The organism is Winogradskyella aurantia (genome assembly GCF_002266855.1).
GTDB lineage: Bacteria > Bacteroidota > Bacteroidia > Flavobacteriales > Flavobacteriaceae > Winogradskyella > Winogradskyella aurantia.
Window position 1 is genome coordinate 444,792 of record NZ_NGJN01000003.1, and the last position, 12,124, is coordinate 456,915.

Here is a 12,124-nt window from a genome sequence, read left to right on the forward strand (position 1 = left end):
TTATTGATTAATACTATTCTGACAAGCAAAGCTTATCAAAACTTATGAAAGAAGTGAAAATATAAGTTTTGATTTGTGGGTAAATATAGGTAATGATTTTAAATTGGCAATGTTAAAATTCTATTTGGTAGATTCCCTTTCAATTAAATCCGTCTCAATAACAATAGTTTGATATTCTTCTTCAGCTTCTGTACTAACCGTTTCCAATTTATTGATTAAAAGATCCGCAGCTCTTTCTCCCATGATTTGTGCATGTTGACTTACAGTGCTTAGACTAGGCGTAGAATGTTTGGACAACACCCCATCCGTAAAACCGATCACCTGCACATCCCTAGGTATCTCTAACCCTAATTTGCGTGCCACCTTCATGGCGGAAAGCGCATACAATTCATTGACCGCAAATACACCGTCTATGGCTGTATTGGATTTAAACAACTGTTCTATTTCCTTTTCAAGAGCCTCTAAATGAACTTCGTAATCCAAACGGTCATCAAGTTTTAATATTAAGCTCGATTTCAATTCAAAACCACTTTCCTTTAAAGCCTCCATATACCCTTGTGTCCGCAACTTACCTACACTTACGTAATCCTTGGTAGTAATTAATGCAATTTGTTTGCAGTTGTTAGAGATCAACTTTTCCACGGCCCGTTTTGCACCGCCAAAATCGTTCACAATAACCTTATCACATTTAATGTCTGAAACCACACGATCAAACATAACCACTGGCATACCTTGGTCCATGGTTTCATTAAAGTGATGGTAATCCTGCAATTGCAATGTCTCTTTTGAAATGGATAAAATAAAGCCATCTATACTGCCATTTGCTAACATTTCCATATTTATCACTTCTTTAGAAAAGGACTCGTTAGACAAGCCAACAATAACATTATAACCTCTTTTATTGGCGACCAACTCAACACCTCTGATGACTTTTGAAAAGAAGTGGTGTACTATCTCTGGTATGATAATACCTATAGTATTGGTTTTTCTGTTCTTAAGGCTTAAAGCAATGTTATTGGGCTTATAATTGTATAGCTTGGCAAAAGCTTGAACTTTTTGCTTTGTGTCTTCACTAATTTCCGGACTATTCCGTAGCGCCTTCGAAACGGTAGATATAGAAACGTCTAATTCTCTAGCAATCTGTTTTAAAGTAATTTTTCTTTTCATGGCATCTTATACTCAAAAAATCTAAAAATTTCAGGCTAAATATAAGATATCATATTACGGTATGAATAATTTTAACTTTCATATATTGTGAAATTCTTAATTTTTCTATAAATTTCTCCTAATGTTAATTTTTGTTAAAAAGTTTTTAACACGAAAACGTTTTCGTGACATATGTCAGTTTTTTTAACACTGCGGACATGGTAAATTTACATATTTTTAACCCAAAGAAGTGAAAATATAATCAATTAACTAAGCAATTAATTTAAAAACTTTGTATGAAAACATTCTTAAATGCTTTACTCGTAATTTTAATTATGGTACCAGCAACGCTGATGGCTCAAACAACCGTCACAGGTACCGTAACAGATAAAGCAAACGCAATGCCTTTACCTGGCGTTAACGTCATTATAAAGGGTACTTCTAGAGGAACATCCACTGATTTCGACGGAAATTTCTCATTAGAAGTAAGTCAAGGAGAAACCCTTGTCATATCTTATTTAGGTTACACCCCACAAGAAATACTATTCAGTGGACAGGCCACTATCGATGTAGCTTTGGTCGAGGACGCCGCTCAATTAGACGAAGTGGTTCTTATCGGTTATGGTGCAACCACCAAGCAAGATGCTACGGGTGCCGTTGAAAAGGTCGGTGACGAAGACTTTAACCGTGGTGCTATTGTGGCACCACAACAGCTTATTGCTGGTAAAGCAGCTGGTGTTCGCGTAACTACAGGCGGTGGTGCAGCTGGTGAAGGCGGTGAAATTAGAATTAGGGGTGGTGCATCTATAGGTACTGAATTCGGCGCTACTAATGATCCTTTGATAGTAATTGACGGATTACCAATTGACCAACGCGGTGGTGCTCAAGGGTCTAGAAATGCTTTAAATGCCATTAACCCAGCGGATATTGAGGATTTTGTGGTCCTTAAGGACGCCTCTGCCACGGCTATTTATGGTTCGCGTGCCTCAAACGGTGTTATTTTAATAACCACAAAAAAAGGTAGTGCAAACCAACCTCTGAAATTAGAATACGGTATACAAGCCTCTACGAGACGCATAACCAATACAGTAGATAATTTAAGTGCTGCGCAGTACAGACAAGTGGCTGAAGCCGATGGTGTTGACCCCTCTGAATTTGGCAATGCCAATACAAACTGGCAAGATGAAATTTATACCACCGGAATAGGTGCGATTCATAATATTACGGCCTCTAAAGGTTACGAAAACTTTAGCTTTAGGGTAAATTATAACCACGTTTCTCAGGAAGGACCGCTCTTAGGTGATTTATACGAGCGTAATGGCTTTAATACTTCCTTTGTTCATCGTTTTTTAGATAATGATTTAAAAATAACAGCTATCGCTCGTGGTATCCAAGATGAGTACCAATATGCCGAAGATGGAGCTATTGGAGCTGCTGTAAGATTTGATCCCACACAACCAATTAGGAATCCAGACGGCAGTTTTTACCAGTACGGTACAACCGCCAACTTGGCGCCAGCCAATCCATTGTTCACCCTAGCTGAAACAGAGGATAGACAGACCATTCAGCGATTTATAGGTAACTTTAATATAGATTACAATTTTTGGTTTTTACGAGATTTAAAACTTAGTGTAAATGGAGGTATTGATTACGCAGAAAACAGTGGTTTTAGATTTGCTCCGGCAAACCCTAACAACGCTGGAGCCTTTAATTTTAATGGTCAATCACAGGGATTAAACCGAAATACGTCATTAGATTTCTTGTTAAATTATAAAACCTTTGTCGAGTCTATCAATACCAACATTGATATTACTGCGGGTCATGCCTTCCAAGAATTTTACATAAGAACTGATATTGATGAGGTTTCTGGACCAAATACCACCATCGATACTGATATAAATAGAAATGCTCTATTGTCCTATTTTGCCAGAGCTAGTTTTGATATAGCCGATAGGTATTTAATTTCAGCTAGTTTTAGACGTGACGGCTCATCTAGATTTAGTGAAGACAATCGCTTTGGTAATTTCCCGGGAGTATCCGTTGGCTGGAAGCTTATGAATGAATCATGGATGCAAGACTCCTTCTTCTCTAACCTTAAGTTGAGAGCAGGTTGGGGGGTAACCGGTCAGCAGGAAATTGGACAGAATTACGGCTTCCAGGGGATATATACACCATCACGAAACGATCAGGCTAATATTCAATTCGGCACCACCATCAATGGCGAACCTATCTTTATTCGCACACTTAGACCTGAAGGATTTGATGAAAACATCAAATGGGAGGAGACCACACAATACAACGTCGCATTAGATTATGGATTCTTTAACAATCGCTTATCGGGTACCATTGATTTCTATTACAGAGAAACTGAAGATCTATTGGCTACAGTCCCTGTACCCTCTGGATCTAACTTAAGAGATTTAATTACGACTAATGTTGGGGAAATAACCAGTCGAGGTTTGGAGCTTACGGTTAATGGTGTAATTTTCCAAAAAGAAAATTTTGGATGGGATACGAATTTTAACGTCACCTTTCAGGAACAAGAAGTCACCCGACTTAGTCTAAATAATGACCCTAATGCCTTTTTCCTCGTAGGAGGTATTTCTGGTGGTGTAGGTAATAACATACAAATCCTTAGGCCAGGGTTCGATCCTACGACCTTCTTTGTTTTCAGACAGGTATATGATAATGAAGGGAACCCAATTGAAGGTTCTTATGTAGACGTTAATGGTGACAACCAGATAACAGAAGCGGACAGACAACCGTACAAAAAAGCAACACCAGATGCATTTATTGGATGGACCAATAATCTTCGTTATAAGAATTTTGACCTTAACTTTACGTTTAGAGGAAGTTTTGGCAACTACGTCTATAACAACAACGCCTCCGATACAGGTAACCTTAATGCTATAACCAATCAGCCTGGTTATCTCGCTAATGGACACGCCAGCGTATTGGATACAGGATTTACAAACCAAAATTTATTTTCTGATTTATATATAGAACGTGCAGATTTCGTAAGATTGGACAATATATCCTTAGGGTATACCATTCCTTTCGAAAAAATGACACTCAGAACGTCTCTAACAGCAACTAACCTATTTGTTATTACAGAGTATAGTGGCTTAGACCCTGAGATTGGCAATGGAATTCAAAACAACTTTTACCCAAGAACACGTGATGTTGTATTAGGTCTTAACTTTACATTTTAAAAAAATGAGAATAATTAATATAAACAACAAAGCTATGATGAAAAGAACATTTAAAACGGTTTTCGCCGTCTTGTTGCTAGTGTGTTTTACCCAGTCTTGTGAAGACCGGCTAGATCTACTGCCAGAGGACGAGCGAATTACAGCTGACCAAGCCTTTGAGGACCCTGAAGCTTATAAAGAGTTCTTGGCAAAAATATATGCCGGGATTTCCTTAAGTGGGCAACAAGGCCCCGCAGGTTCACCAGACTTGGCAGGTCTAGATGAAGGTTTCTCAAATTATTTGAGACTTTACTGGAAAATGCAACAACTGACCACTGATGAAGCGATAATCGGTTGGAATGACGGTACCATTCAGGACTTACACGGACAGGTATGGACAGCAGGAAATGAATTTATTAGAACGATGTACACTCGTTTGATGTATCAGGTATCTTTAACGAATGAATTTCTGCGCCAAACTACAGATGACAAGTTAAGCAGTCGCGGTGTAGATGCCGACTTAAGAGCTGAAATTCAGGTATTCAGAGCCGAGACCCGATTTATGAGAGCACTTTCCTATTGGCATCTAATGGATTTGTTTGCTAACCCTCCATTCGTAACAGAAAATGATGCAGTTGGGGCATTTTTACCACAACAAATTCAAAGAGCTGATTTGTTCAATTATATCGAGTCTGAATTGCTTGACATTGTAGATGAAATGGCGGCGCCGCGCCAAAACGAATATGGACGTGCGGATCGTGCAGCAGCATGGATGTTATTGGGCAAACTGTATCTAAATGCAGAGGTCTATACAAATACACCCAGATACAACGATGTCATAACATACACCGAAAATATCATTAATGCAGGCTATACCATTCCGCAAATTCCTTATTTCCATTTATTCTTGGCAGATAATGATTCTAACGGAGCGCAAGAAGAGGTCATCTTCACCATTCCTTTCGATGGCTTAAGGACACAAGCCTTTGGAGGCATGACTTTTTTAACACATGCGCCTGTAGGCGGATCTATGAATCCTGCTGAATTCGGCATTAACGGCGGTTGGTTTGGTATCAGGACTACCCCAACTTTCGTGGAACAGTTCCCTAATGAGGAAAATTCTGCTGATGGTAGAGCATTGTTATATACCGATGGTCAAAATAAAGATATTGAAGAAGTAGGGCCATTCAATCAAGGTTATGCGGTTGCCAAGTATAGAAATGTAGACGTTAATGGTGTTCCTGGTTCGGATGCATCCGGCGATCACACGGATATTGATTTTCCTATGTTTAGATTAGCAGATGTATACTTGATGTATGCAGAAGCAGTTTTAAGAGGAGGTGGCGGATCAGCTTCTACAGCAGTCTCTTACATAAATGAACTTCGTCAAAGAGCCTATGGTGATACAAGTGGAAACATTACACAAGGCGATTTAACATTAGACTTTATTATAGATGAGCGTTCCAGAGAATTATATTGGGAATGTCACAGACGTACCGATTTAGTACGATTTGGTCAGTTCTCGGATCAAGGTGTTTGGCAATGGAAAGGTGGTGTTCAGCAAGGGGTCACTACTGAAGCTTTCAGAGACTTAATGCCTATTCCTGAAACCGATTTAAGTCTGAATACAAACTTAGAACAAAACCCTGGTTACTAACTAATACATTAAATATTATCATAAAAATGAAAAAAATATCAATCTTAGGCCTTTTCATCTTTGCCTTAATAAGTTTTAACAGTTGTGAAACAGAAGATGACGTCGTTTTCACAACAGATAATAATGGCGAATTGAGTTTCACCAATACGTTTTCATCTCAATATATTTTGACGCCACAAACGTCAGGAAATTTAGGGGAACGTTTCACTTGGAGCAGTGCCGCACTAAATGTGCCGACAAATGTAACCTACGAATTACAAAAATCCATAACTGGCGACTTTAGTGATTCTGAAACCGTAGGAGCCACAACGGGTAACGAAATCGCCGTAACTATTGGCGATATGCTGTCATATGCTGCTCAAGCTGGTTTAGACAATGATCCATTAACAGAAAACCCAGACACAGGTGATGTCTATTTTAGGCTGCGCTCATTTCTTGGAGATGGAGGTTTAGAAAATATTGGTCCAGCTCAGGCGCTAACCTTATTCTTACCTGAAGAAAGTACTGGTAATCCTGTTCCTGTTTGCGATTTTGACCAATATTTCTTGGTTGGAGCAGGTATTAAATTTACAGGTTGGGACTGGGCAACACCTCAAGAGGTAACTTGTTCAGGAACTAATGTGTATACCGTCAACGTTGACCTAATCAATAATGTGGACGGGGATGGTAATTTCAGATTCTTCACTACTGAGACTGATTGGGGATCAGGTATTAACTACCCTGGATTTATTGATGCTGGTTATACTATTGATGATAGGTTTGAAGACGCTATGGATGGAGATAATAATTTCTTGTTTACTGGAGATAGTGGTAAGTACTTACTAACACTTGACGCTGTTAATAAGACAATTACCTTATCAGATCCAGCACCACTAGGTACCTGTGATTTAGACCAAATGTGGGCCGTAGGTGCAGGTTTACCGGACGCAGGTTGGGATTGGGGAACTCCAGTTCAATTAATGTGTGAAGATAATGGTGTCTATGCAGGTTGGGTAAATTACACTTCTGATGGCGATGCTAACTTTAGATTCTTTACCACAGCTACAGACTGGGGGTCAGGTCAAAACTATCCGTTCTTTGCTGATGCAGGCTATACCATAGACCCCAAGTTGGAAAATGCGGAAGACGGCGACTTAAATTTTAAATTCGTAGGAACATCAGGTCAATATTATACTACGATTGACACTATGAACCTAACCATAACTTTAGAGTAGTCTAACCATTGTAATTGATTTAATGAATGATTAATTAAAGGCTGTGTTTATGCAAACATGGCCTTTTTTTTAACCTATAAACGCTATGAATAAAAATACGTTCTTACTTTTTACTGGATTGCTCTTTTTCTCATTTGTTGATGCTCAAACCTTCACTTGGAATCCAGAATTTTTTAACGAAGATGAAAACGTCACCTTAACCGTGTCTAATTTTGACCCTGTAGCCGAATGGGGTGTATCAGATATCTATTTATGGGCCTGGCATTTTGATTCTTCTGGCAATCAAATCAACAATCCAGATGCTATAGGATTTGATTTTGGAAACTCTCCAGAAACAGCGAAATTTACAAATAATGGAGACGGCACCTATACCTTTGATTTTGGTCTCCCTCAAGATTTTTTTGACAATACAGGGATTTCAAGTATTGGGTATCTTATCAAATCTCAGGATGGATCTAATCAAACTGGTGATAATTTTAAAGATGTAGGACGCGTCGTTGTTGAAATTATTAGTCCAAATACTGACTTTGCATTTGTTAATTCAGGGGATAATTTAACCGTAACATCTATAATTAATTTCCAAGGCTCAACCACCGTACAAGGAGCCTTTGAAATATACTTTAATGATGTACTTGTAGATTCTGGTAATTGCAGTTTTCCTAATTGTAACGGTGAGGTTTCCAATATCACTGAAAATGGTACAATAAGAGTCGTAGGTACACCACCTGCTCCTAATGACACTGAGTCCGCCGAAGCATTTCTAGAAGTAATAGTAGTGCCTACAGTAATTGAGGAAAATTTACCCGTAAATTTAGTAGACGGTATTAATTACAGTTCAGATAATACAAGGGCAACTTTAGTTCTTACTGCACCAGATAAAGAGTTTATTGCTGTTGCAGCCAGTTGGAACAACTACAACCCTACAAATGCGGATATCATGAAGCGCGATCCAAATACAGGGAAATATTGGTTAGAAATTACTGGCTTAACCCCTGGGCAAGATGAAATCTACCAGTATTGGGTATTTGATACGGACGAGACCGCCGGAGCAAATCCATTTGTGGTTGTTGCAGATCCCTTTTCTACCTTAATATTAGATCCCTTTAATGATCAATTTATTCCGGCATCGACTTTTCCCAATTTACCTACATACCCTGCTGGACAGGAAGGCTTTATGACCGTTTTAAAAACAGGCCAAGCGCCTTACAATTGGCAGGTTCCTAATTTTGTGAAACCCAAAAAAGAAGACCTTATTATTTATGAACTTCTTGTTCGGGATTTTGATGCTGACCGCAATTACCAAGATCTTATTGATCGTATAGATTATTTTAAAAATTTAAATATCAATGCGATTCAACTGATGCCAGTTATGGAATTTAATGGGAATTTATCGTGGGGTTACAATACCTCATTTCATATGGCCTTAGATAAGACCTATGGATCTCCTGAAAAGTTCAAAGAACTGGTTGATGTCTTTCATCAGAACGGTATAGCTGTCATATTGGACATTGCCCTGAACCATGCAGACTTTCCAAGCGCGCAGGTAGCCATGTGGTTTGATAATACTACGGGTAAGCCAACTTCCAATAGCCCTTATTTTAATGAAGACGCTCAACATTCTTATAGTGTTTTTTATGATTATAATCACCAACTGGACTTAACTCAAGAATATGTTCGGCGAGTTATTAAACAATGGATTGAAGAATATAAAATTGATGGTTTTCGTTGGGATCTCACTAAAGGGTTTACCCAAAATTGTACAGCGAGTAATGAGACGTGCACTAATAACTATCAACAAGACCGTATAGACATACTTAAGGAATATGCCGACTATTCTTGGTTACTAGATGATACACACTATGTCATTTTTGAACATTTAGGCACTGACAACGAAGAAAAGGAGTGGGCTAATTATCGCCTAGATGAAGGCAAAGGCATTATGATGTGGGGAAAAATGACTGATCCCTATAACGAACTCACCATGGGACAAAATGGTAACAAAGATATTACTAGAATAGGTCATAATGCTCATACAGGATTTAACGGCCCAAGAGTGGTTGGTTACCCAGAAAGTCATGATGAAGAGCGTTTAATGTATAAGAATATCGCCTTTGGCAATGCTTCAAATCCTGCACATGATGTTACGGATTTAAATATAGCATTATCTCGTATGTCCGCATTGGGAGCAGTATCTGTTATGGTTCCAGGTCCTAAAATGCTCTGGCACTTTGGCGACTTAGGGATGGATAATTCGATTTGGACATGTAGCGATGGATCTGTCGACATTGGCAATGATGGCTGTAAACTCGACACCAAGCCACAACCGCAATGGGTAGAAAATTGGCTAGGAGATGCGCTTCGCAGACAAATTTATGATGACTGGTCTAAACTGCACAAATTAAAAATTGAAGAACCTGTTTTTGAAGGTGATTATACCATCACTTCCAGTTCGTCAAACTATACGCCACGCATAGAAGTTTTTGATACTGGCATTCCAACAACTGAGTTGCGTCATGTCATTGTTTTAGCAAATTTTGACGTTACCACACAGAATATTAATACCAATTTTCCTGGTGGGCTCACCTCTACCTGGTATGACTTAATGGACGCTACTGGAAATACAACAGTAAGTAACTCCACCGCTAGTATTTCTATTGCTCCTGGACAGTTTAGAATTTTAGGAAATCGTCCTTCCAATGTTTTAAGTGTCGATGAAAATGATATTTACAATTTCAGTGTTTATCCTAACCCAACACAGACGGAATTCAGCATTAACACCAATGTAAGCCATGTTGAAATTTATGATTTAACAGGAAAACAAGTGAAGTCATTCCATGGCACATTTTCCAGAACCGATACTTTTAATATTTCATCCCTCAATACAGGCATGTATATTGTGAAAGTAAAAAATGATAATAATCAAACCATGACAACCAAGTTAGTCAAGCTCTAATTATTAAGTGTTAATTGAGCAAAAAGAGCTTCCCGATGGGAGGCTCTTTTTTTATTAAGTCAAAGAACTCATAACCTAAGCAAAGTAGGCATATACAAACACAACTAAAATACAGATTCCCAAGCCTGCTTGCTTTACATATTTCCAAGGTGCAATATCCACTTGTTTCGTATACTCTTGCACAAAGACTTCTTCGCGTGGTTTGAGTTTACCTATTACAAGCATAATAGCGACATTGAGCAAAAACAAAATAGCCATGATGTCTAGAAAGTGCAGTCCTTCAAAAACTTTAGGATACAACGCTTCAATTAGGATGTAACTTATATATAATATAACTCCAGAGATAAGTCCAATTTTTGCTGCGATTGCAGGGACATATTTTGTTAAATATCCAACTACAATAATAGTTAGTATTGGAATACTATAAATACCGTTTACCTTTTGTAGATAGTCAAATAAACTATCCTGACCTAATAACAGTGGTGCTATAAACATGGCTGCAATAGCCAAAATAATACCAAATAGTTTTCCGTATTTCACAACCGTTTTCTCATCAGCCTCTTTATTGATATGCTGTTTGTAAATATCGATTCCGAATAACGTCACGGAACTATTTAAGACACTATTAAAAGAACTTAAAATGGCGCCAAACAATACTGCTGCAAAAAAGCCTACCCAAGCTGTTGGAAGGACTTTTTTAACTAACATAGGATAGGCATTATCGCCACTCTCTAAATTTCCTTGAAAGATGTGATAAGCAATTATACCAGGTAGTACGACAATAATTGGTCCTAAAATTTTTATAAATGACGCTAACAATAGCCCCTTCTGGCCTTCCTTTAAGTCTTTAGCACCGAGTGCACGCTGAATAATTTGTTGGTTGGTCCCCCAATAGAACAATTGCACGAGCATCATACCTGTAAAAATGGTATAGAATGGCACAGGATCAGTTGGACCACCCATGGATTTAAATTTTTCGGGGTTTTCAGCTGTTAAGGTAGATAGTCCTTCTAAAATATTGCCATCACCAATCATGATTAGACCAAAAATTGGAATTAAAATGCCACCGAGCAATAATCCGATAGCATTTATTGAGTCTGAAATGGCAACAGCTTTTAGTCCACCGAAAACGGCATATATGGAACCAATAATACCAATTCCCCAAACACAAATCCAAATCGATTGCGTGTAAGTTACCCCAAACAATTCCGGAACATTGAACATACCGCTAATCGCTATAGACCCTGAATATAAAATTACAGGTAGCAAAACCACGACATAACCCGAAAGAAACAAAACTGAGGTCAATGTTTTGGTTGTGACATCAAAACGTTTCGCCAAAAAACCAGGAACAGTTGTTAGACCCCCCTTTAAGTATCGCGGCAATAAAAAGACGGCCGTTAACACCATGGCTATGGCTGCTAAGGTTTCCCATACCATGACAGATAATCCACTTTGATAGGAAGAGCCATTTAACCCAACAATTTGTTCTGTTGAAAGATTGGTCAATAAAAGAGAGCCTGCAATAACACCAGCGGTTAAACTGCGGCCGCCTAAAAAATAACCTTCTTCAGTTGACTCCTTGGTAGATCTTGTCTTCAGATAGGATATTATAGCCACAAATAAAGTGAAGCCGATAAATGTTAGAAACTGCATTACATTTGGATTTTTGATTGATTATTGTTTATGACATATTCCTAACATCAACAGGCTTAACTGTTTCAAATTTCTAATTGGTTAAAGTCTCAACAAAACAGTTTTATTACCCAAAAAGACATAAATAAAGCAACCCTCGATACGGGAAACGGGCACCATATAAAGCTTACATAGGGCAACTTTTCATCTTTTCTACAAGACCTTCATTATTGCTTGTTTCTATGACTACTATTATGTTCTTATATTCAAGGTCTTTCAATCAATATTAAGATCACATTCATTATGAACCAAATATATAAATAAACTG

The 12,124-nt window shown here is 38.2% G+C and carries 6 protein-coding genes; 4 read left to right on the top strand and 2 right to left on the bottom strand.

Features of this window, described 5'->3' with window-relative positions; translation table 11 throughout:
* Positions 1 to 120: 120 nt before the first annotated feature.
* Positions 121 to 1,167, bottom strand: a complete 1,047-nt coding sequence (locus CA834_RS07785) for a LacI family DNA-binding transcriptional regulator (protein WP_094968120.1) — start codon at positions 1,165 to 1,167, stop codon at positions 121 to 123.
* Between the two features lie 275 nt (positions 1,168 to 1,442).
* On the opposite strand from CA834_RS07785, the gene CA834_RS07790 reads away from it, so the two are divergent.
* The 4 genes from CA834_RS07790 to CA834_RS07805 all read left to right on the top strand — a co-directional run bounded on the left by CA834_RS07790 (position 1,443) and on the right by CA834_RS07805 (position 10,161).
* Positions 1,443 to 4,358 (top strand): SusC/RagA family TonB-linked outer membrane protein, encoded by a 2,916-nt coding sequence (locus CA834_RS07790; RefSeq protein ID WP_094968121.1) that lies wholly within the window; start codon positions 1,443 to 1,445, stop codon positions 4,356 to 4,358.
* 37 nt (positions 4,359 to 4,395) lie between these two features.
* Positions 4,396 to 5,994 carry a RagB/SusD family nutrient uptake outer membrane protein gene (locus CA834_RS07795; protein WP_165764775.1) on the top strand — a complete coding sequence of 533 codons (1,599 nt, stop codon included), beginning with the start codon at positions 4,396 to 4,398 and terminating at the stop codon, positions 5,992 to 5,994.
* Positions 5,995 to 6,020: 26 nt separating this feature from the next.
* A complete protein-coding gene (locus CA834_RS07800; protein ID WP_094968122.1) occupies positions 6,021 to 7,208 on the top strand; it encodes a SusE domain-containing protein in 1,188 nt (395 codons plus the stop codon).
* An 85-nt stretch (positions 7,209 to 7,293) separates the two neighbouring features.
* Positions 7,294 to 10,161 (top strand): alpha-amylase family glycosyl hydrolase, encoded by a 2,868-nt coding sequence (locus tag CA834_RS07805; protein WP_094968123.1) that lies wholly within the window; start codon positions 7,294 to 7,296, stop codon positions 10,159 to 10,161.
* Between the two features lie 75 nt (positions 10,162 to 10,236).
* Here the strand turns inward: CA834_RS07805 and CA834_RS07810 are convergent, their stop codons facing one another.
* Entirely contained in the window at positions 10,237 to 11,817 is a 1,581-nt protein-coding gene (locus CA834_RS07810; protein WP_094968124.1) for a solute:sodium symporter family transporter, read from the bottom strand.
* Positions 11,818 to 12,124 lie beyond the last annotated feature (307 nt).

What these genes read in the sequence shown, in the direction of transcription:
- CA834_RS07785 (WP_094968120.1), bottom strand. Translation starts at nt 1,167, where the DNA reads ATGAAAAGAAAAATTACTTTAAAACAGATTGCTAGAGAATTAGACGTT.
- CA834_RS07790 (WP_094968121.1), top strand. Translation starts at nt 1,443, where the DNA reads ATGAAAACATTCTTAAATGCTTTACTCGTAATTTTAATTATGGTACCA.
- CA834_RS07795 (WP_165764775.1), top strand. Translation starts at nt 4,396, where the DNA reads ATGAAAAGAACATTTAAAACGGTTTTCGCCGTCTTGTTGCTAGTGTGT.
- CA834_RS07800 (WP_094968122.1), top strand. Translation starts at nt 6,021, where the DNA reads ATGAAAAAAATATCAATCTTAGGCCTTTTCATCTTTGCCTTAATAAGT.
- CA834_RS07805 (WP_094968123.1), top strand. Translation starts at nt 7,294, where the DNA reads ATGAATAAAAATACGTTCTTACTTTTTACTGGATTGCTCTTTTTCTCA.
- CA834_RS07810 (WP_094968124.1), bottom strand. Translation starts at nt 11,817, where the DNA reads ATGCAGTTTCTAACATTTATCGGCTTCACTTTATTTGTGGCTATAATA.